The 19,529-nt window shown below is 59.2% G+C and carries 18 protein-coding genes; 10 read left to right on the top strand and 8 right to left on the bottom strand.

Annotated elements, in window-relative coordinates:
- Positions 1-14 precede the first annotated feature (14 nt).
- The 4 genes from ACLI1L_RS02905 to ACLI1L_RS02890 all read left to right on the top strand — a co-directional run bounded on the left by ACLI1L_RS02905 (position 15) and on the right by ACLI1L_RS02890 (position 3,256).
- Entirely contained in the window at positions 15-596 is a 582-nt protein-coding gene (locus ACLI1L_RS02905) for an ATP-binding cassette domain-containing protein (RefSeq protein WP_411708002.1), read from the top strand.
- Positions 593-1,615: an ABC transporter permease gene (locus tag ACLI1L_RS02900; protein WP_411708001.1), complete on the top strand. Its 1,023-nt coding sequence runs from the start codon at positions 593-595 to the stop codon at positions 1,613-1,615. The genes ACLI1L_RS02905 and ACLI1L_RS02900 overlap by 4 nt, the downstream gene beginning before the upstream one ends.
- Before the next feature lie 142 nt (positions 1,616-1,757).
- Positions 1,758-2,135 (top strand): GntR family transcriptional regulator, encoded by a 378-nt coding sequence (locus tag ACLI1L_RS02895; RefSeq protein WP_411708000.1) that lies wholly within the window; start codon positions 1,758-1,760, stop codon positions 2,133-2,135.
- On the top strand, positions 2,132-3,256 hold the full coding sequence (locus ACLI1L_RS02890; RefSeq protein WP_086587876.1) for a DUF1648 domain-containing protein: 1,125 nt from the start codon (positions 2,132-2,134) through the stop codon (positions 3,254-3,256). Before ACLI1L_RS02895 ends, ACLI1L_RS02890 begins: the two co-directional genes overlap by 4 nt.
- Before the next feature lie 175 nt (positions 3,257-3,431).
- Here ACLI1L_RS02890 and ACLI1L_RS02885 read toward each other — a convergent pair whose 3' ends face one another.
- Positions 3,432-6,863 carry a pyruvate carboxylase gene (locus ACLI1L_RS02885; protein WP_411707999.1) on the bottom strand — a complete coding sequence of 1,144 codons (3,432 nt, stop codon included), beginning with the start codon at positions 6,861-6,863 and terminating at the stop codon, positions 3,432-3,434.
- Positions 6,864-7,240: 377 nt separating this feature from the next.
- Between ACLI1L_RS02885 and ACLI1L_RS02880 the strand changes: the two genes are divergently transcribed.
- The 3 genes from ACLI1L_RS02880 to ACLI1L_RS02870 are packed head-to-tail and all read left to right on the top strand — an operon-like array spanning position 7,241 to position 9,135.
- On the top strand, positions 7,241-7,609 hold the full coding sequence (locus tag ACLI1L_RS02880) for a GntR family transcriptional regulator (protein WP_049359605.1): 369 nt from the start codon (positions 7,241-7,243) through the stop codon (positions 7,607-7,609).
- Positions 7,596-8,450, top strand: coding sequence for an ATP-binding cassette domain-containing protein (locus ACLI1L_RS02875; RefSeq protein ID WP_411707998.1), 855 nt, complete (start codon positions 7,596-7,598; stop codon positions 8,448-8,450). Before ACLI1L_RS02880 ends, ACLI1L_RS02875 begins: the two co-directional genes overlap by 14 nt.
- A gap of 1 nt (position 8,451) precedes the next feature.
- The gene (locus ACLI1L_RS02870) at positions 8,452-9,135 is read left to right on the top strand and encodes a transglycosylase (RefSeq protein WP_411707997.1); all 684 of its coding nucleotides are present in this window, start codon (positions 8,452-8,454) and stop codon (positions 9,133-9,135) included.
- Between the two features lie 75 nt (positions 9,136-9,210).
- Here the strand turns inward: ACLI1L_RS02870 and ACLI1L_RS02865 are convergent, their stop codons facing one another.
- The 3 genes from ACLI1L_RS02865 to prpD are packed head-to-tail and all read right to left on the bottom strand — an operon-like array spanning position 9,211 to position 12,826.
- Positions 9,211-10,368, bottom strand: a complete 1,158-nt coding sequence (locus tag ACLI1L_RS02865) for a bifunctional 2-methylcitrate synthase/citrate synthase (protein WP_411707996.1) — start codon at positions 10,366-10,368, stop codon at positions 9,211-9,213.
- A 14-nt stretch (positions 10,369-10,382) separates the two neighbouring features.
- A complete protein-coding gene (gene prpB, locus ACLI1L_RS02860; protein WP_411707995.1) occupies positions 10,383-11,315 on the bottom strand; it encodes a methylisocitrate lyase in 933 nt (310 codons plus the stop codon).
- The gene (gene prpD / locus ACLI1L_RS02855) at positions 11,315-12,826 is read right to left on the bottom strand and encodes a 2-methylcitrate dehydratase PrpD (RefSeq protein WP_411707994.1); all 1,512 of its coding nucleotides are present in this window, start codon (positions 12,824-12,826) and stop codon (positions 11,315-11,317) included. The genes prpB and prpD overlap by 1 nt, the downstream gene beginning before the upstream one ends.
- A gap of 165 nt (positions 12,827-12,991) precedes the next feature.
- Between prpD and ACLI1L_RS02850 the strand changes: the two genes are divergently transcribed.
- Positions 12,992-14,305: a short-chain fatty acyl-CoA regulator family protein gene (locus ACLI1L_RS02850; RefSeq protein WP_086587869.1), complete on the top strand. Its 1,314-nt coding sequence runs from the start codon at positions 12,992-12,994 to the stop codon at positions 14,303-14,305.
- Positions 14,306-14,378: 73 nt separating this feature from the next.
- Here the strand turns inward: ACLI1L_RS02850 and ACLI1L_RS02845 are convergent, their stop codons facing one another.
- The 4 genes from ACLI1L_RS02845 to upp form a co-directional block, all read right to left on the bottom strand.
- Entirely contained in the window at positions 14,379-15,806 is a 1,428-nt protein-coding gene (locus ACLI1L_RS02845; protein WP_086587868.1) for an NAD(P)H-quinone dehydrogenase, read from the bottom strand.
- A gap of 70 nt (positions 15,807-15,876) precedes the next feature.
- The gene (locus ACLI1L_RS02840) at positions 15,877-17,067 is read right to left on the bottom strand and encodes an amidohydrolase (protein WP_411707993.1); all 1,191 of its coding nucleotides are present in this window, start codon (positions 17,065-17,067) and stop codon (positions 15,877-15,879) included.
- A gap of 93 nt (positions 17,068-17,160) precedes the next feature.
- Positions 17,161-17,535 carry a helix-turn-helix domain-containing protein gene (locus tag ACLI1L_RS02835; protein ID WP_411707992.1) on the bottom strand — a complete coding sequence of 125 codons (375 nt, stop codon included), beginning with the start codon at positions 17,533-17,535 and terminating at the stop codon, positions 17,161-17,163.
- A 47-nt stretch (positions 17,536-17,582) separates the two neighbouring features.
- On the bottom strand, positions 17,583-18,218 hold the full coding sequence (upp, locus tag ACLI1L_RS02830) for a uracil phosphoribosyltransferase (protein WP_239205855.1): 636 nt from the start codon (positions 18,216-18,218) through the stop codon (positions 17,583-17,585).
- 57 nt (positions 18,219-18,275) lie between these two features.
- Here upp and ACLI1L_RS02825 point away from each other — a divergent pair, with 57 nt between their 5' ends.
- Positions 18,276-18,554 carry a chemotaxis protein gene (locus tag ACLI1L_RS02825; protein ID WP_411707991.1) on the top strand — a complete coding sequence of 93 codons (279 nt, stop codon included), beginning with the start codon at positions 18,276-18,278 and terminating at the stop codon, positions 18,552-18,554.
- Positions 18,555-19,493: a C40 family peptidase gene (locus ACLI1L_RS02820; RefSeq protein WP_411707990.1), complete on the top strand. Its 939-nt coding sequence runs from the start codon at positions 18,555-18,557 to the stop codon at positions 19,491-19,493.
- Positions 19,494-19,529: the final 36 nt, after the last annotated feature.

The following is a 19,529-nucleotide window of genomic DNA, read 5'->3' as shown; positions in this document are numbered from 1 at the left end:
CTAACCTGGCAACGATGTTGACAATAGATGCAGACTACGGACATGCCACTGCCCTAGGGCACCTCAATCGCAGCTTTGATGTCGGTCGCGTATACGGCCTAAAAGGTCCCAACGGTTCGGGCAAATCTACGCTGCTGCAGACTTTAGGCGGCGAGCTTTCCCCGCTGGAGGGCACCGTTTCCATCGACGGCGCCGCGCCCGGTAGCGCGGCGGCGGCCGGTTCCATTATCTCCGTCGGGGACCCAGTCTTTCTCCCCGATCTCACCGTGGGTGAGCACTTTAGTGTGCTATCCCGCCGGACCGGCGTGGACTTTACCGAGATCCATGAGCTCTGGGCCCTCGACCAAGCCATCCTGAACTCTGCGGTCAGCGATCTTTCTTCGGGCCAGCGCCAGCGCGTCTACCTCGCGGCCCAGCTCTATCAGCCGGCCAAAGCCCTGCTTATCGACGAACCCGAGCGCCACCTCGACCACACCTGGATTGCCTTCTTGGCCGAGGAGCTACGCCACCTCGCAGCCGATGGCCGCTGCGTTGTACTCGCTTCCCATTCTCCAGTCATCTTCGATGCCTGCGACGAGGTGGTGGAGATATCATGAAACTTCTCTCCACAGCCTCCTCAGTCATCTATTACGCCTTCATCGCGGCACTTATCGCGAGCGTCAGCGTCTACGCCTGGCACAATGCTGCAGCGCTTCTGCCCTCGCTAGCACAGCGCACCGCCGCTGCTCTGCCCGCAACCGCGACCATTGGTGCCGGGTTCGGCTCGCTCGCCCTCATCGTTCTCCTCGAGGCGCTCTATCCGCTGCGCAGCCTTTCGCTCGGGCGTTGGGTCTATGCGGATAGGCCGCGGGGGCGCATGCGGGGCGTCGATAAGCTGTCTATTGCGCAGCTCGCCGGCATAAGCCTCCTTGGCCTCGCCCTGTGCACGTCACTGCATCTTCCGCTCTATGCGGCGATAACCCTGCCGCTTCTGCGGTTTCTCATCGGCTGGCGGTCCTTCGATCTCGCCTCGCTCCTCCGCGCGGGCCGTACCCGTGCCATCGGCTCGTCCTCCTTTGGGCTACTGGATTCTGAGGTTTCTGCCGATGCCATCGCCTCCCAATCCGCCCGCCTGCACCCGCGCTCGCATACCACGGCTTCGCTCAGTCTCCTCTTTGCTCGGCGCCTGTATCGCCGGTGGTACATCCCCCTCGGTGCGGTCGCCGTCATGGGGCTGACCCTAGCGCTTGCCCCGCAGCTCGGCAGCCTTGCCCTTATTGGATTCGCTGCCGCTTGGACCATTGTCGGCGCTGCTACCGGCCGCGCCGCCTCCTTCGGCCGCATCGTCGATGGTGCCTGGCCCGACTGGGGGCTGCCGCTGGCTGCCACCGCAGGTGCTGCCGTTCTTGGCACCGCCTTCATCGCCACTGTGTGGAAGCTGTCCCTGTTCACGCTCGCAGCATGTTGTTTGGGGCTTAGCTACGCCGCCTTTAAGCGCTCCCGTCCCGCACGCGTTACCACCATGAATATCATCGATACCGGCGGCTTCGGCGCGTCCTTCTCTCCCGAAGTCTTCGGTTACTTTATGCGCGGGAGCTACGGTATTGCTGCCATCGCAGTAGCCCTTTTCCTCTAGTCTCCCTGCCCCAACACCCCAGGTATGTCACTGCTTTAAGTCACACATACCTGGGGTTTCTTTGGGATCTCATTTTGTATTACAACTAGCAATACAGATTGTGTTACTATAAGTAATACAGAAAAGAGATTGGAGGTGACAGATGTTCATTACCCTTAACCCCGAATCTGACGTCCCCGTATTTCAACAAATTCACGATGAAATCGTTTTGGCTATCGCTCACGGACAGCTTTCCGATGGCGACAAGCTAGATCCCGTCCGCCGCGTTGCCAAAGATATAGGCATTAACCCCGCCACCGTAAAGAAGGCCTACGACCTCTTGGTTTCCGAGGGCCTCGTAGAAACCGCCGGCCGCTCCGGATCCATCGTCAGGCCTGGTGCTCGCACCGCCGCACAAGAAAAACAACTAGAAGAGCAATTAAGCCGCGTAGTCGCACTCGCCCGCGCACAAGGCTTTAGCCCAGATGAGCTACACGCTCGACTCAGCTCCACCCTTAATGACCTGGAAGTATCGTCATGATTTTCACACTTTTAATGGCCGCCACCACCCTTGCTATCACTTGGATTATGGCCCAAACGCCCTCCCTGGCCTCACCTGGCACACCGCTCGGCGTCCGCGTACCCAAGGCTTATCTTTCCGATCCTGCCGTTACCTCCGCCCTTGCCGGATTCAAGGTACGAACGTGGACCTGTGGCATTGCGGCGACGGTCCTGTCCCTCTTTGCCTGGAAACTACCGCTATTAGCCGCCGTACCTTCCCTCGTGGTAGCGCTCGGTGGCATGTGGGCTTATCTATCCCAGCGCCGCCGCATCATCGCCGCTAAAAAAGCGGGCGGCTGGTTCGACGAGGTGGAAACCACCATCGCTGCCCGTGTTTCCCACAAATCCATTGGCACGCCCAACTTCGACGGCTTCCCTACGCCGACTTTTCCATGGGTAACCATGCTCTCTTCCCTGTTGTGCATCGCGGCCGGTGTAATCATCGTCGCTTCCCACTGGTCCGATATTCCTGACCCCGTTCCCGTGCACTGGAATGGCTCCATGGAAGCCGACAATTGGAGCGACAAAACAATTGGGAGCGTGTTTTTCTCCTCTTTCGCCGCTTTAGCATTGCTGGGCCTATTTGCGATTATCTGCTCTTTTATCGCGCATAGTGAGGTATCCCCACGCTCTGAGCGCAACATTAAAGCGCGGCTGCGTAACGAAGCCAACCTCGCTGTCACGAACACTGGAATGGGAGTACTTACTCTGCTCATCAGCGCCGGGATGGCCTTCATACAGGTAACCGGCCCTATCCCGCACTATCAACGCTTCCACAGCGCCGCGATCATCACAATGTTGATTCTCACCATTGGTGGCAGCATCGGTCTAGTTGTATTTCTTCTCTACAAGCAATCCCGGTTATCCGAACAATTGCGCGGTGTTCACTTCGCTGATGAAGACAAAGAATCACCGGACAATGACCACCTCTATAAATGGGGTGTGATGTATTACAACCCGGATGATCCGGCGGTACTGGTAGACAAGCGCTTCGGTACGGGAATGTCCTTCAATTATGCCCGGTGGCAGGCCAAAGTCTTTCTCAGCCTCGTAGCACTCATCTTGGTTGGTTCTTTAGCATTGCCCGCTATCTTAGACTAAGACAAGCCTCCGATATCATCGCGAATCAACGATTTCGTCCATCTAAACCAACGGTTTCGTCGACGGTTTTGGTCATTTGGATGGGCGAAATCGTTGATTTTTAGCACAGCTAGACACCACAGCGCCCCGCTCCCTAGAGATTACTCAAAGGAAGCGGGGCGCTTGAGTGTGCAGACTAGTTGATTACGGCAATGAGGTCGCCGCCTTCAACCTTGGTGGCCTGGCCAATGGCCACGCGTTCGACCACGCCATCCTTGGTGGCGGAGATGGAAGCTTCCATCTTCATTGCCTCAATGACGGCGATTTGGTCGCCGACCTTTACCTCGTCGCCAGGCTTGGCGGTCGGATTAACCACGCCAGCGAATGGTGCAGCGACGTGGCCCTCGTTGGAGGGGTCGGCCTTTTCTACGGTGGCGACGGTGGACTCGGCGTTCTCATCGCGAACCTTCATCGGGCGAATCTGACCGTTGACATTGAGAACGACGTTACGCATGCCCTTTTCATCCGGCTCACCCACGGCGTCGAGACGCACCACGACCTGCTTGAGATCGGCGCGATCAGTGGAGCCTTCTGGGAAGTAGTGGACTACCTTTTCTTCGCCTTCAGTCAGACCGTAGAAGAAGGTGGTATCCGTCAGCGCCTCGGTATTGCCGTACTTACGGCGGAACTCGTTGAACTCCTCGAACTGCTTGGGGAAGAGCAGGCGGTTCAAGCTGGCACGGCGTTCATCCGAATTATCGGACTCGAGGTGCGGCTGCTCCTCAGCAGGAACTTCGCTGATTTGGGCGCCGGTCGCCTCGCGACCGTCGAGCACCTTATCGCGCAGTTCCGGCCAACCACCAGGAGGGGTACCGAGCTGGCCGCGGAGGAACTGGTTGACCGAGTCCGGGATATCGAACTTCATCGGATTAGCGGCGAAGTCTGCAGGATCGACGCCCGCGCCCACAAGGTGCAGGGCAAGATCGCCCACCACCTTGGAAGACGGAGTGACCTTGGTCGGACGCCCCAGCATCTCATTGACCGCTGCATAGGTGTCCTCGATGACCTCGAAGCGATCCGCCAAGCCAAGAGCAACGGCTTGGGCACGCAGGTTGGAGAGCTGACCGCCCGGAATCTCGTGTTTGTACACGCGACCGGTCGGGCCAGGGATGCCGTTCTCGAACGGGGCGTAGAGCTGGCGCACGGCCTCCCAGTACGGCTCGAGATCGGAAACTGCCTGCAAGTCAATGCCGGTATCCCGATTGGATTGGGAGAAGGCCGCAATAAGCGCCGACAGCGATGGCTGCGAGGTGGTTCCTGCCAGTGGTGCGGAGGCGCCGTCGACAATGTCGGCACCGGAGAGCGCAGCCGCATAGTAAGTAGCCATCTGGCCACCGGCGGTGTCGTGCGTGTGCACGTGCACCGGCAGGTCAAATTCCTTGCGCAGTGCCATGACTAGCTTGGAAGCCGCCTCAGGGCGAAGCAGACCCGCCATATCCTTGATGGCGAGGATATGGGCGCCGGACTCCACAATCTGCTCGGCCAGCTTGAGGTAGTAATCCAGCGTGTACAGGTTCTCCTTCGGTGAGGAAAGGTCGCCGGAGTACGCCATGGCCACCTCAGCAACGGTGGTATTGGTCTCGAGAACGGCCTCGATGGCGGGGCGCATCTGGGAGACGTCGTTAAGTGCGTCGAAGATGCGGAAGACATCAACGCCCGACTTGGCTGCTTCTTGGACGAAGCCGCGGCAGACCGAATCTGGGTATGGGGTATAGCCCACGGTATTGCGGCCGCGCAGGAGCATCTGGATATTTTGGTTCGGCATAGCCTCGCGCAGCATGTCTAGGCGTACCCAGGGGTCCTCGTGGAGGAAGCGCATGGCGACGTCATAAGTCGCACCACCCCAAGCCTCCACGGAGAAGAGATTCGGGGTCATGCGCGCAACGGCCTCGGCCGCAGAAACCAAGGCGGTACTACGCACGCGGGTGGCCAGCAGGGACTGGTGGGCATCGCGGAAGGTGGTATCCGTAACCATGAGTGCGTGCTGCTTACGGATCTTTTCTGCCCACTTCTGTGGCCCAAACTCGAGCAGATCGTCGCGGGAACCGCGCGGTAGCGGCTCAGAAGAGTCCAGCTCGGGGAGCTTGTCAAAGGGACGAAGTGCCGTCGGGCGCTCGCCGTTGGGTTTATTAACGGTGGTCTCCGCAATGTACTCGAGGATTCGACCAGACTCATCGACGGCGGGCGGTGCCTTGAGGAGGTGCGGGTGCGCGTTGATGAAGCCGGTGTCCACACGGGTCTGAGTGAAGTCCGGCTCGCGCAGCAGGGCGCGCAAAAAGCCGATATTGGTGGCCACACCGGAGACGTGGAACTCGTTGAGCGCGCGCTGGGCACGCTGCACGGCCTGCTCGAAATTGACGCCGCGGCAGGTCATCTTTACCAGCAAAGAGTCAAAGTTCGGCGAGACCTCTGCACCCACAGAAGTTGCACCGTCCAAACGCACGCCAGCGCCGCCCGGCGAACGATACGCGGTCAGAGTACCGGTATCCGGGCGGAACCCATTATTCGGATCTTCAGTGGTAATGCGGCACTGCAGGGCAGACCCGGTGATGGAAATCTTGTCTTGGGCGAGGTGAATATCCTCCAGCGAGGCACCGGCCGCGATATTCATCTGTGCCTTCACGATGTCGACGCCGGTGATTTCCTCGGTCACGGTGTGCTCCACCTGCACACGCGGGTTCATCTCGATAAAGACGTGGTTGCCGCGCTCATCCACGAGGAATTCCACGGTGCCCGCGCCCTCATAGTTGATGTGTTCACAGAACTTCACCGCATCCTGGCAGATGCGGTCACGCAGCTCTGGGTCTAGCGTCGGCGCCGGGGCGATTTCCACTACCTTCTGGTGGCGGCGCTGGACGGAGCAGTCACGTTCAAAAAGGTGAATGACGTTACCTTGGCTATCAGCCAGAATCTGCACCTCGATGTGCTGTGGCTTGATTACTGCGGTTTCAAGGTAGACGCTGCCATCGCCGAAAGCGGCTTCCGCTTCGCGGGAGGCCTCGGCAGCCTTCTCGCGCAATTGATCTTCGGATTCTACAAAGCGCATTCCGCGCCCGCCGCCACCGGCAACGGCCTTAACGAATACGGGGAAATTGAAATCCTTGGAGTATTCCACCAGCTTATCGACGTCCGTCGATGGCTCCGAGTCCTGCAACGTCGGCAGCCCAGCTTCCTTCGCCGCGCTTACCGCTGCAGCCTTATCACCAGTCAAATCCAGCGTGGATGGGGTCGGGCCAATGAACTTAATTCCATTGTCCTCACAGGCACGAGCAAGATCCGCGCGCTCCGAAAGGAAACCATAGCCGGGGTAAATAGCATCCGCTTCCGCCTTCTTCGCGGCGCGAATGATTTCATCGATATCGAGATAAGCCTTTACCGGCTGCCCCTCGGTACCAATACGGACGGCCTCATCCGCAAACGCACGATGGAAGGAGTTACGGTCTTCACGAGGGTAGACCGCGACGGTCTTTGCCCCAGTTTCAAAGGCAGCGCGGAATGCACGCACGGCGATTTCGCCGCGGTTGGCTACCAGAATCTTTTTGAACGATGGAAGCGCGGGATTAGCCACTTCTGTGTTCCTTTCAGCTCGGAAGACGTCGCAGTGCAACGCCTCCTGTTGGGTGATCCGCATCTCAGTCTAGAGGGCCACTCCTCAAATGTCTGCCCTTTTTGACGCCTAATTCGCCACATTTACCAGCACCGGAGCGGCACCCGAGAGATTTCTGCAGCCCGACCAGTAATAACAAGGTTAGCGATTCTGTAAATGTTGCAAATTTTTGATTCAACAACTTACACAACGGGGACACCCGCTTTTACACGGCAGCTCCATCCCATATCACTCCTACCGTTGACCGCGGGCACCTTTCGTTATATGGTTACCCACATAGGTGGTTAACCCATACACTGGAAAGGGAATCATATGCCACGAATCAGAGGGGCCGCAGTATGAGTGACACCCGGCCTATTTACCAGCAACTGGCAGGAGGAATCAGGGACATGATTATCAGCGGCGAGCTGCCAGAGGGCGAACGCGCCCCCAGCACCAACGAGCTTTCCGCATTCCACTCCGTCAATCCGACTACCTCTGCCAAGGCTCTCACCGTCCTCTTCGAGGAAGGGCTGCTAGAAAAGCGCCGCGGCTTGGGCATGTTTGTACGCGAAGGCGCGCGCGAGAAGGTTCGCCATCAACGCCAAGAATCACTCAGGGAAGACTTCATCGTTCCCCTCCTGAAAGAAGGGGCCGCATTGGGATTAAGCGCCAGCGACATCGCTGACCTCATCGAAGCCGAAGGAGACCATCATGACGCACCTTAAGTTGCAGAACGTTACTTGCAAGCACCGCCTGCACGTGCCGCACCTCGATCTCAACGCCGGCATGTACGGGTTAATCGGCCCCAATGGCGCCGGCAAGACCACGCTCTTGCGTGCGGTAGCGGGGTTCCTGCCTACCAAGGGCAGCATCGACGCCTCGTCGGTGGCGATCGCGCGCACCGGCGCCGATATCTTGCTTTCCGGTTCTACTGTGGTCCAGCACCTGCGGGCCGCAGCGCACGTACGAGAGGGATTCGACGTGGGGTATGCGGAGGAGCTTTTGGATAGTTTGGGCGTCGACAAGCGCAGCAAGAATCGCTCTCTCAGCACCGGCCAGCGACAGCTGGTTGCCTGTGCCACTGCCCTGGCAGCGCGCACCCCGGTCACTCTCCTCGATGAGCCTTTCAACGGCCTGGACGCACCGACTCGTACGCGCCTGCGAGAGCTCATCATCGCCCATGCCGCGGCCACCCCGGATTGGCTGCTCGTACTTTCTTCGCACCGCGCGGAAGACCTCGTAGGTTTGGTTGACCAGGTCATTACCGTACACGACGGCACGGTCGACGGGCCCATCGACCTGGAATCCCAACGGCCGCACTACCCCGTGCTCACCGGCAGCGCAAAAGACGTTGAGCAAGCCCTCGCACTTGCCGACGCCCTCCCCCTCCACCAATCCTCCCTAGGCTCCACCGCCAAGGTTCATGCCTGGTCCCCAGTACCATTTCCAGCTGATACCGCAGCTGCCGCCCACGTCACTGTTTCCCACCTCGACGACGGCCAGCTCATTGATTCCCTTGTTTCCCACGCTCATGAATCCGCTCGCACCCCACAAGAGGAGTCCTAAAATGTCCCTGCTGAAGACCTTTAATCTCAACGCCACAAAGACCCTTATTGCCGTTTGCATTATCGTCGCATTGCTGTGGAGCGTGCCTTATTTCCTGCCCGCCGACCCAACAACGATTAGCGCTAACCCTGCTGGCTGGGGAATTCTCGCCGTATTCATTTGGGGCCTCTACTGCGCCTTCACCGCAACTGAATACCGGGCCCTTCGTGGCCTGGGAATGCGCCCACGACAGTGGCTGCTTAGCATGCACGCGACGCTCTGGCTCGCTGCGTTCGTATTCGGCGCCATTGCTTGGCTGGCCTATTATGTCGCGCTACGCGCCGGCGTGGACATGTACTCGTCGTGGGCTATCCTTCCTGGCAATTCCGGGCTCAGGCCACTTTTCGCTCAAGTCGCGACCTTGGGAAGCTTTGTTTGTGGCCACCTCCTTACCGGATACCTCGGCACGTTCATCGGCTTAGTGGTCAGTAGCGCCAAACAACGTTCTCTGTTCACTCGGTTCTTGCTTATTGTTGGCGTGCTTATCGGTCTTTTGGCAGCAGCACTTCTTCTAGGAACTCTTATTGATAGCCTGGGGACTGTCCAAATCGGCGCCCCTTGGCCGGGTTTATTCTTCTACTCGGCTTTGACTGTCATCGCCTTCTCACTGGTGATGCATCAGTTAGCGCGGCGAGTCCAGCCTTAGACTATCCATGGAAAACGGCTGCTCCCCCACCCCAAGAATGAAAATTGTCTCTGGAGGAGGGGGAGCTTGTGAGTTTTAGAAGGACTTCGGCGGGACCGAACGCTGCTCCTCGCCGTTATAGGCGGATAGCGGGCGGATAAGCGAGTTATTCTCGTTCTGCTCTACGATGTGCGCAGTCCAACCGGTGATGCGAGCCATGACAAAGATTGGCGTGAAGAATTCAATGTCAAAGCCCAGGATGTGATAGGCAGGTCCAGCAGGGAAGTCGAGGTTCGGTTTGATCTTGATGGAGGTGTTTTCCTCCATCGTCTTGGCCATGATGTCATACATCTCAACCCACTGGGTCTGGTCGTGCTGTTCGGCCAGCTCCTTAAACGCTGCCTCCATTGTTGGCACGCGGGAGTCGCCGTTTTTGTAGACGCGGTGACCAAATCCCATGACCAATTCCTTGTTAGCCAGCTTGTTTTTGGTCCACTCTTCTGCCTTGGCAGGATCGGCAATCTCCAGGAAGTTTTTCATCACGGCCTCGTTGGCACCGCCATGCAGGGGCCCCTTGAGCGCGCCGATGGCCGCGACGATGGCGGAATAAGTATCGGACATGGTCGAGGTCACCACGCGGGCTGCGAAGGTGGAGGCGTTAAAGGAGTGCTCCGCATAGAGGATGAGGGACTTATCAAAGGCCTCGATATCGGCGCGGTTGGTAGCTGGGGAGCCTTCCTCATGACCGAAGACCATCCAGAGGAAGTTTTCCGCAAAGCCCTTCTTGCGAGAGGGCTGGATGTAGCCTTCGCCGCGGCGGCACCGGATATCAAGCGCAATGATGGTGGGAATCTTGGCCATAAGCTCCAGCGCGGTGCGGCGGATATGCTCGGAATCCTTGGTGTATTCTTCTGGGTCTTGGGAACCGATATAGGAAATGGCGGTACGCAGTACATCCATCGGGTGGCACGATAGCGGCATGGACATGATGAGGTCGATGACGTGGCGCTCTAGGTGGCGCAGGGCTTTCTCGCGGGCGGAGAATCGGATAAGCGATTCTTGGCCTGGTAGTTTGCCGTTCCACAGCAGGTAGGCCACTTCCTCAAAGGAGCAGTAGCGAGCCAGCTCTTGGACGGGATAGCCGCGGTAAGTCAATGAGTTGGTCTCGGGAACGACCTTGGAAACGGCAGTTTCATCGACGACGACGCCGTATAGGCCCTTGCGGATTTCGGGGGTGTGGTTCTTATCAGACATGGTGGGAAATCTCCTTAGCTTTCAAAAGTGGGCTGGTAGGTGTCTTTGGAGTAGGTGAATACGGATTTATCGAAGTCGTTGTATTCCTCGTAGCGCACCAGTTCATAAAGGCGGGAGCGGTGTTGCATGCGCTCAAGCCAATCGGTTTGAATCCCGGTTTCCTGCACATCGCGCAGGAAGTCTTCGGTCGCCCCCATAGCCACGCGGAAAGAGGAAACGGGCCAAATAACCGCGTTATAGCCGAGGTCTTCTAGCTGTTGCGCCGAAAGCAGCTCGGTTTTGCCGAACTCGGTCATATTTGCCAGCAGTGGGGTATCCACCGCGGCGCGGAATTTCTCAAAGTCTTCCGGACGGTACAAAGCCTCGGTGAAAATGAGGTCTGCTCCGGCATCGGCATAAGCCTTGGCACGGTCGATGGCATCATCGATGCCGTTTACTCCTGCGGCGTCGGTGCGGGCGCAGATAATGAAATTCGGGTCGCGCCGCTCGTTGACCGCGGCGCTAATGCGGCGGACCATGATGTCTTTGTCCACCACTTCTTTGCCGTCGAGATGCCCGCAGCGCTTCGGGTTAACTTGGTCCTCAAGGTGGCAGCCGGCAAGACCAGCGTCCTCGAGTGCGGCGATGGTGCGGGCGGCGGACATGGGTTCGCCGAAGCCAGTGTCGGCGTCGACAAGCACGGGCAAATCCGTCGCACGAGCAATCTGCCCGGAGCGCTGCGCTACCTCGGTCAAGGTGGTCAGGCCAATATCGGGAAGGCCCAAATCATTAGCCAGTACCGCACCGGAGACATAGACGCCGCCGAAACCACCAATATCTTGGATTAGACGCGCGGTCAGGGGATTGAACGCGCCCGGCAGACGGGTAATGGTGCCGGATTCAAGGTCAGCGCGGAAGTGCTGGCGCTTTTCCGCGGCAGTTTTTAAAGAGCCAAATAGTCCTGCCATTAGAAGATTCCTTCCGGTTTCTTAGGCGCGCTGGCCACATGAGCATCAGTCACCCGAACGTTGAGTTCGGTCAGGTCAGTGAGGTTTTCCAAGTTCTGGACGGCATTGAGGAAACGTTCTTGTTCGGTCTCGTCCACGATGCCGGCCGCAAGCTTGGTGAATTTCTCTATGTACTGCTCGCGGGCAAAAGGACGCGCGCCCAGCGGGTGGGCATCAGCAACTGCGCGCTCATCTTCTACCACGGTGCCATCTTTGAAGGTGATTACCGCCTTGCCGCCGAAGGCCTTTTCAGACAGGTCGTTTGAGTGATAGCGGCGGGTCCACTCGGGGTCTTCAACAGTGGAAATCTTGTGCCACAGCTCGATGGTCTCCGGGCGATTGGCGCGCTCGGGCGCATAGGAAGCCTCGTGGTCCCACTCGCCATCCTCGAGGGCTACGGCAAAGATGTACATGATGGAGTGATCCAGCGTCTCGCGAGAAGCAGAGGGATCCATCTTTTGTGGATCGTTGGCACCGGTACCGATGACATAGTGCGTATGGTGCGAGGTGTGCAGAACAATGGACTCGATGTCCGCAGTCTGCAGGCCCTTTTCCGACAGAGTTTTCTTTAGCGCAAAGGCCATATCGATGGGCGCTTGGGCCTGGTATTCAGCCGAGTGTTCCTTGGTATAGGTATCCAAGATGGCGCGCTTTTCCTCGCCAGGTTCTGGCAAGGGGACCGTGTAGGTGCGCTCCGGCGAATGCAGCATCCACGCGATGAATCCATCCTCGCCTTCCCAGATGGGCGCCGGCGCACCTTCTCCGCGCATCGCCCGGTCAACGGCTTCAATGGCCATCTTTCCCGCGAAGGCTGGGGCGTAGGCCTTCCAAGAAGAAATCAGCCCCTTACGGGATTGCCGGGTGGCGGTAGTGGTGTGCAGTGCCTGGCCCACCGCCTGGTAGATGGTGTCCTTATCTAGTTCAAGCATGGTGCCGATACCGGCGGCTACAGAAGGGCCAAGGTGCGCCACGTGGTCAATCTTGTGCTCGTGCAGGCACATGCCTTTCACCAGGTTGACCTGGATTTCGTAGCCGGTAGCGATGCCCCGGATAAGGTCTCGGCCGCTCAGCCCCTTATGCTGGGCGGTAGCAAGCAGCGGTGGGATATTATCCCCGGGGTGCGAGTATTCGGCGGCCAGGAAAGTATCGTGATAATCCAGCTCGCGGACTGCGGTGCCGTTGGCAAGCGCGGCCCATTCGGCCGAGTAAGTGCCATCCACGCCAAATACCGTGGCCCCTCCCTTATTTACCGGGTGCGCCTGGGCCATGACGCGGGCGGAGGTTACGGGACCGCGTGCCACGGAAGCCATGGCCACGGCCGCATTATCAATGATGCGGTTGATGATCATGTCGGTGGTCTCGGCGGGAACCTCTACGAGATCCGCGGCTACTTCTGCCACCTTGTACGCCAAGTGCTCCTCATAAGGGAAATCCTCGGCGGATTTATGGGTTCTTACCTCGTGGTTTTTCACTAGGTGGTCCTCCTTCACTCTGCGATGCGTTGCAGCTCACACTAAATGCTTGAATGTGTCCCGCGCTATAAGTATGGTGTGTGTAATCTAGCGGAATGAGTCAATGGAATCTGCAAAGTTTGTGGTTTCTACTGCTCATAGCGGCGAAAGGCGGCACAGCAACCGATGACCAAGCATTACGCGGGGGCACGAATCCATGCACTGCGCAAACAACGGGGACTCACACAGGTAGCGATGGCCAAACAATTGGGGCTGTCTACCAGCTACCTCAACCAGCTCGAAAACGATCAGCGCCCGCTTACCGTCACCGTGCTTATGCAACTAGCCCAGCGTTTCAACCTGGACCCCGGCTATTTTGCGAACGACCGCGATGCACGCACCATCACCGACCTGCGCCGGATCTTTCCCGAGGCAACCGAAGACTCCTTGGCCGACCTCGCCTCACGCTTTCCAGAACTCATGCCCCGCTTCGTCGATGTCGCCAGCCGCGCTCCGGCGCGCGAGCGCTCCCCCTTTGAGCTCGTGCGTGACTTTTTCTACGACGCCCATAACTACATTCACGAGCTCGATGTGCTGGCAGAAGAGCTCGCCGGCCAGCTCGGTGACCGGGTGCTTCGCCGTGGCCGCCTAGCTTCCCACATGCACGAAGACCTCGGCGTTACCGTCCGCTTTTCCCGGCCGGGCCCACGCCGCAGTTTCAACCCTGACACCCGGGAGCTTGCGCTTCGCGACGGCCTCTCCGAAGCCCAGCTAGTCTTTGAAATGGCGCTCCAATATTGCCTGCTTGCCTACCGCGATGTCTGCGATAACCTCGTATCCGAACTCCCGGCAGGCGAAGCCCAAGAATTAGCTACTTTAGGTCTCGCGCAATACTTCGCTGCTGCGGTCACCATGCCCTATCAACCGTTCCTCTCGATGGCTGAGGAAACCCGCTACGATATCGACCTTTTGTGCAACTACTTTGGCACCGGTTTCGAAACCACCGCGCAACGCCTGGCTACCCTCCAGCGCCCGGGCCTTAACGGCGTGCCCTTTTCCTTCATCCGCACTGACCGCGCCGGAAATATCTCCAAGCGCCAATCCTCCACCGCCTTCCACTTCGCCCGCTCAGGTGGCTCTTGCCCGCTGTGGGTAGTCCACCGCGCCTTTGAAACACCCAACCGCATCACCCGCCAGGTAGCAGCCATGCCGGATGGCCATGCCTACCTGTGGATAGGCCGCTTTGTGCAAGGAACCGCAAAATCCTGGGGCACCCCACGCAAGGAATTCGCCGTGGGTTTAGGATGCGATATCTCTGAGGCTGACCGCATTGTCTACGCCGATGCGCTCAATCTAGACGTATCCGCTGCCACCCCAATCGGCCCTGGTTGTACCGCTTGTCCGCGTGAGCATTGTCCCCAGCGCGCCCTTCCGCAAGCAGATCGCCCCATCCAGGTTTCACTCAATCGCACCGCCGAGCATTCCTACTCCACCTTTTAGCAACGCATGCAAAAGCGCCCACCCTAGGCTGGTTACCAAGGGCGGGCGCAAAAGAAAGGAACCGAAAGAAACTTTACTCCAAATCGTCGTGAGCCACGAGGCGTCGCGCAGCCTCGGTAATGGTGCCAGACAGAGACGGGTAAACGGCGAAGGAATCGGCCAGCTGGTTCACGGTGAGCTGATTGGTCACGGCCATGGCGATGGGCAGGATGAGCTCGGAGGCGGTCGGCGCAACGATGACGCCACCGATAACGCGGCCGGAGGTCGCGCGGCAGAAGAGCTTGACAAAGCCGTGCTGGAGCGAGCGCATCTTGGCGCGCGGGTTGGTCTTTAGCGGCATGGTGATGGTGCGGGCGGCGACTTCACCGGCCTCGATTTCTGCTTGGGTGAAGCCTACAGCGGCAATCTCTGGGCGAGTAAAGACGGCGTTAGCCACGGTCTTTAGGCGCAGAGGGGACACACCCTCACCGAGGGCGTGATACATGGCTACGCGGCCCTGCATTGCGGCGACGGAAGCCAGCGGGAAAAGGTCAGAGCAGTCACCCGCTGCGTAGATGCCCGCGATATTAGTGCGGGAGACGCGGTCAACCTGAATGTGGCCAGACTTGGCGGTTTCCACGCCAACGTTCTCCAGCTTCAAGTCCTTGGTATTCGGGATGGAGCCGATAGACATGATGACATGGGAACCGGTAATTTCGCGGCCGTCTTGAGTGGTCACCAGCACATTGCCGTCCTCGGTGCGGTTAACGGTTTCCACGCGGCAGTTCTTTTCCAGCTCAACGCCGCGCTCGCTCAGCACGGTCTCGAGGACGTCGGCCGCGTCGGCGTCGTCATGCGGCAAAATGCGGTCGCGGGAGGCAACCATGGTGACCTTAACGCCGAGCTCCGCAAAGGCAGAGACGAACTCGGCACCGGTGACGCCGGAACCGACGACGATGAGGTGCTCCGGCAGCTCGGTGAGGTTATAGACCTGCTGCCAGGTAAGGATGCGCTCACCATCCGGCTGAGCGCCAGGGAGAATACGAGGGGTGGCGCCGGTAGCTACCAAGACGAGATCTGCGTTGATGGTTTCTTCGTGGCCATCCTCGTTAAAGACGGCGGTGACCTTGTGACCACCGAAGGCATCGGCTTCCTGATCCTCTGGGAAGTAGCCGCGGCCATCGATAACGCGTGCGCCCAGGGACTCCACGGTGGCGCGGATATCGGAGGACTGCTTGCTTGCCAGATCCTGCACGCGCTTATTCAGTGCGGTCAAGGAAAGGTGGGCCTGGCCAATGCCCTGGTTAAGTTCCATATCTTCGGCGCGGCGCAGGTCGGTCTTGATATTAGCGCCAGCGATGAAGGACTTGGAAGGAACACAGTCCAAGATAACGCTGTTGCCGCCCATGCCTTGGTCTTCAATAATGGTGATTTCTGCACCATATTTCGCACCTGCCAACGCAGCCTCATAGCCGGCTGGGCCGCCGCCGATGATGACGATTCGCTTGGTCTGGTTCAACACGCACTTGCTCCTTTATCGGCTCCACTTTAAAAGTCGATTACGAGTTTAACGTGTAGAACCTTTCAGCGCGTTAGTCTGTCTCCGCGTTCTCCCCTATGAACTGTTCAACCACGGCGCCGAAGAGTTTAATGCCCACACCGATGGCCCGCTCGTCCACGATAAGATCGCCCATGTGCAGATCATGCTGCTCGCCTTCGCCGGACCAGCAGCCCAGCCGCGCCATGGAACCGGGGACCTTTTCCAGGTACCAGGAAAAGTCTTCGCCACCGGAGGACTGCGGGGCTTGGACCACGGCCTGCGGGTCGATGGATTGGGCCGCGGAGGCAAGCAGGGCGGTTGCGACGTCGTCGTTAAGCACCGGCGGTACGCCGCGGTTATAGGTCAGCTCATGTTCTACGCCTACCGGCGCGAGGATTTGATCCACCAGTTCGGTAAAGAGGCTTTGCATATCGCGCCAGATGCCAATATCGGCCGTGCGCATGGTGCCGGTCAAACTGCCCGTCTCCGGAATAGCGTTGGGTGCGTAGCCGGAATTGACCTGGCCAAAGACCAAAACGGTGCCGGTGCGCGGGTCAACGCGGCGCGAGAGCAGCGCGGGCAGTTCGGTGATGACCTTGCCTAGAGCATAGACGACGTCGGCGGACAGGTGCGGACGGGAGGTATGACCGCCCGGACCCTTGATATTGAGCTCCACTACGTCAGTAGCGGAGGTTATCGCCCCGGCGCGAATGCCAATTCGGCCTACGCGCAGCTTGGGCTCGGCGTGGATGGCAAAAATGGAATGCACGCCTTCCAACGCACCCCATTCAATAACGTCGGTCGCACCGCCGACCCATACTTCTTCGGCGGGTTGGAAGATGACGCGAATTCCCAGCGGCAGGTCGTGGACGCGCTGAAAATCCGCCAACGCGCAGGCCAAGCCGAGGGCCACGGTGGTGTGTACATCGTGGCCGCAAGCATGCATCTTGCCGGGCACCTCAGAGGTATATTCCAGGCCGGTGACCTCGGTAACTGGCAGGGCATCAATATCCGCACGGAAAGCTAATCGGCCTAATTCCGTATCGGGGCCAATGTCTACCATGAGGCCGGTCTGTGGGAAACGCTGGGGCACCAGACCGTAGTCCTGCAGGATTGAGGCGAGAAAGTTGGTGGTTCCTACCTCTTGGTTCGCGGTTTCCGGGTGGCGGTGGATATGGCGCCGCCACGCGATGACCTCCGCACGGTGGGCATTGAACCACTCGTTGATGAATTCCGAGATCATCCGCGTGCCTTCCCTGTCGATGAAATACGTCTGGGTGCAAAGTCTACAACTAGACCATGCGGTTCAGTAACTCAGGTGGTGATACGGGGTGCGCTAGGTCAAGGCCCCGTTCCACGTAGCGGCAAACCGACGCTGATCCACATAGCCTTGTGGGAAGGGCGCGACATCCTCGGCGGCCGCCACCGCGGAATCAGCTAAGTGCCCTTCCACCACGTCCCCACCGGCTGGCAGCAATACCGCCGGCGGGATCTCTAGGGCTAGGGCCAGCTTATATACCGTAGAAAGTTGCGGATCCGCCATGGCGTGCACGCCATTTTCATTGCGCTCCAAATTGGAAATTTGGCTGCGGGAGACCCCAGAAATCTCCGCGAGCGCCTGTTGCGAAATCCCCCTACGTTTCCGCACGCGCCGCAATTGCTGTGAAAATCCGTGGCCATAACTCGACCACATTAAATTAATGAAACTCATATACTCCCCCTGGAAAGTGCGGTCGCCTTTCCAGGGAGAACACTACCTTAAAGGTCGATATTGCGCGGGCCGTAGAGGCGGTCGCCAGCATCGCCCAATCCCGGCACAATATAAGCCTCTTCATTCAGGGAAGGATCGATGGCGGCGGTAACCAAACGTACCGGCAGGCCGGATTCGGCCAGCGCATCCACGCCCGGTTGTGCCGAGACCATGCAAATGGCGGTGATATCGGTGGCGCCGCGGTCAGCAAGTAGGCGCAATGCGTGCAGCAGAGAACCACCGGTAGCCAGCATCGGATCCACCACAAACACAGTGCGGCCGGTGAGATCTTCCGGCAGTGCTTCCAGGTACGGCACCGGTTCGTGCGTCTCTTCATTGCGGGCCATGCCGATAAAACCGACCTGTGCATCCGGAATCATGGACAGGGCCGGATCCACCATGCCCAGCCCGGCGCGGATGATCGGCACGATGATAGGAGGGTCCTGCAGGCGGGTGCCTTGTGCGGTAGAAACCGGGGTGGCGCAGTCGAAGTTCTCCACGGCAAGGTCGCGGGATGCTTCGTACACGAGCATGGCGCCCAAGTCTTTTAAAGCGGCGCGGAAGGCGGAGTTATCGCTGCGCGCATCGCGCATAAGCGTCAGGCGGGCGGCGGCAAGCGGGTGGTCTACTACGTGGATGTCCATGACCACCACTTTAAACTTTTTGGGAACCAAATGGGCCATTGGGCAGTCCAATAGGACATGAGACCTTTCACGATTGATACCGACTATGCCCGCCACCTCGCCCGCGACCTGCATGCCCAGTCCCAAGGGGAGAATCCGCCCCACCCTGTTTTGCCTGAAGATTCCGCCTTCACTGCTTTTAATGAGGCCGTGCATGCCGCGCTCGATAATGTGGGCGCGCGCATGAGCGTGCTGCGCAACGATATGGGGCAGGTAGCCCACTCCGGTTTCCACATGTCGCGCGAGGCTGAAGATACCGATGCCGCGCTAGGCCAGCATCTTGGGGCGGCGATGTAGATGCTCGATACCGCGCTCAAGCAGATCGCCACCATGCAACCGGCGCAGCTTCCGGAGGTAGAGCTTCCCCGCGTGCCTGACCTTTCAGCCGCCGCGCCTTTGGCAGCCATCGCCCACGGCAATCCCGCTCCTTTACTCGAGTCAGCGAAAAACATCGACCTCGATAAGGAAGCCATCTCGGCTGCGCTCGGCCAGGCCCGCACTTTAGTGACAGGCACCATCCGGGATCTGGTGGGCATCGCGACACAATTGCTGCGCCAGGGACTTCCCACCGCGCTGGGTCTCCTTTCGCTGGATCCGTCCACGCGTGCCGCCGCCATGGCCAAGCTGCGCGCGCTTATCTCCCAGCACCTGGGCATGGCCACTGCTCGCGTGCAGCGCTTGATGGGTGATCTCAGCGCGGCCGCTCAATCTTTACAACCGGTGGCGCAGCGGCCAGTACGCTCCGCGCTTGCCGACGCCCCCGCGCACCCCACCAGCTCCCCACATCCCACTACCCTTCCGGAGCAACCTGCGGCAGGCGCTGGAGCCGACGCTACGGCACACGAGGCGCACTCTCCCTCGCCCACACCAGAGCCCGCGGCCGAAGGTGGTTCGGCCGCCGGTCAGGCTGCCGTCGCCGCCGCAAAGAGCCAAGTGGGCCAGCCCTATGTATGGGGAGGTACCGGAAACGGCGGGTTTGATTGTTCGGGACTTACCCAATGGGCCTACTCCCAGGCCGGGGTGGAGTTACCGCGCACTGCGGACCAGCAAGCCATCGGTCAGCAGGTCAGCGCGGATCAATTGCAGCCCGGTGACCTGGTGGTATGGGATGGGCACGTGGCAATGTATTCCGGCAATGGCGAAATCGTGGAGGCCGGAGACCCGGTGCAAACCAACCCGCTGCGCACCACAAATATGGGTATGCAATTCAAAGGCTTTTGGCGGCCCACGGCCTAAGGCCGGTGCGGCCTCGCGCGCTGCTTAGGGCGTTGG

Source organism: Corynebacterium sp. LaCa117, assembly GCF_046717765.1.
In the GTDB taxonomy this organism is placed as follows: Bacteria; Actinomycetota; Actinomycetes; order Mycobacteriales; family Mycobacteriaceae; genus Corynebacterium; species Corynebacterium kefirresidentii.
Note: the sequence above shows the minus strand (reverse complement) of the source record. Positions and strands in the feature narration are given on the sequence as shown.

What these genes read in the sequence shown, in the direction of transcription:
- ACLI1L_RS02825 (WP_411707991.1), top strand. Translation starts at nt 18,276, where the DNA reads ATGAGACCTTTCACGATTGATACCGACTATGCCCGCCACCTCGCCCGC.
- ACLI1L_RS02890 (WP_086587876.1), top strand. Translation starts at nt 2,132, where the DNA reads ATGATTTTCACACTTTTAATGGCCGCCACCACCCTTGCTATCACTTGG.
- ACLI1L_RS02865 (WP_411707996.1), bottom strand. Translation starts at nt 10,368, where the DNA reads ATGTCTGATAAGAACCACACCCCCGAAATCCGCAAGGGCCTATACGGC.
- ACLI1L_RS02840 (WP_411707993.1), bottom strand. Translation starts at nt 17,067, where the DNA reads ATGATCTCGGAATTCATCAACGAGTGGTTCAATGCCCACCGTGCGGAG.
- ACLI1L_RS02820 (WP_411707990.1), top strand. Translation starts at nt 18,555, where the DNA reads ATGCTCGATACCGCGCTCAAGCAGATCGCCACCATGCAACCGGCGCAG.
- ACLI1L_RS02870 (WP_411707997.1), top strand. Translation starts at nt 8,452, where the DNA reads ATGTCCCTGCTGAAGACCTTTAATCTCAACGCCACAAAGACCCTTATT.
- upp (WP_239205855.1), bottom strand. Translation starts at nt 18,218, where the DNA reads ATGGACATCCACGTAGTAGACCACCCGCTTGCCGCCGCCCGCCTGACG.
- ACLI1L_RS02905 (WP_411708002.1), top strand. Translation starts at nt 15, where the DNA reads ATGTTGACAATAGATGCAGACTACGGACATGCCACTGCCCTAGGGCAC.
- prpB (WP_411707995.1), bottom strand. Translation starts at nt 11,315, where the DNA reads ATGGCAGGACTATTTGGCTCTTTAAAAACTGCCGCGGAAAAGCGCCAG.
- ACLI1L_RS02875 (WP_411707998.1), top strand. Translation starts at nt 7,596, where the DNA reads ATGACGCACCTTAAGTTGCAGAACGTTACTTGCAAGCACCGCCTGCAC.
- ACLI1L_RS02850 (WP_086587869.1), top strand. Translation starts at nt 12,992, where the DNA reads ATGACCAAGCATTACGCGGGGGCACGAATCCATGCACTGCGCAAACAA.
- ACLI1L_RS02835 (WP_411707992.1), bottom strand. Translation starts at nt 17,535, where the DNA reads ATGAGTTTCATTAATTTAATGTGGTCGAGTTATGGCCACGGATTTTCA.
- ACLI1L_RS02895 (WP_411708000.1), top strand. Translation starts at nt 1,758, where the DNA reads ATGTTCATTACCCTTAACCCCGAATCTGACGTCCCCGTATTTCAACAA.
- ACLI1L_RS02880 (WP_049359605.1), top strand. Translation starts at nt 7,241, where the DNA reads ATGAGTGACACCCGGCCTATTTACCAGCAACTGGCAGGAGGAATCAGG.
- ACLI1L_RS02900 (WP_411708001.1), top strand. Translation starts at nt 593, where the DNA reads ATGAAACTTCTCTCCACAGCCTCCTCAGTCATCTATTACGCCTTCATC.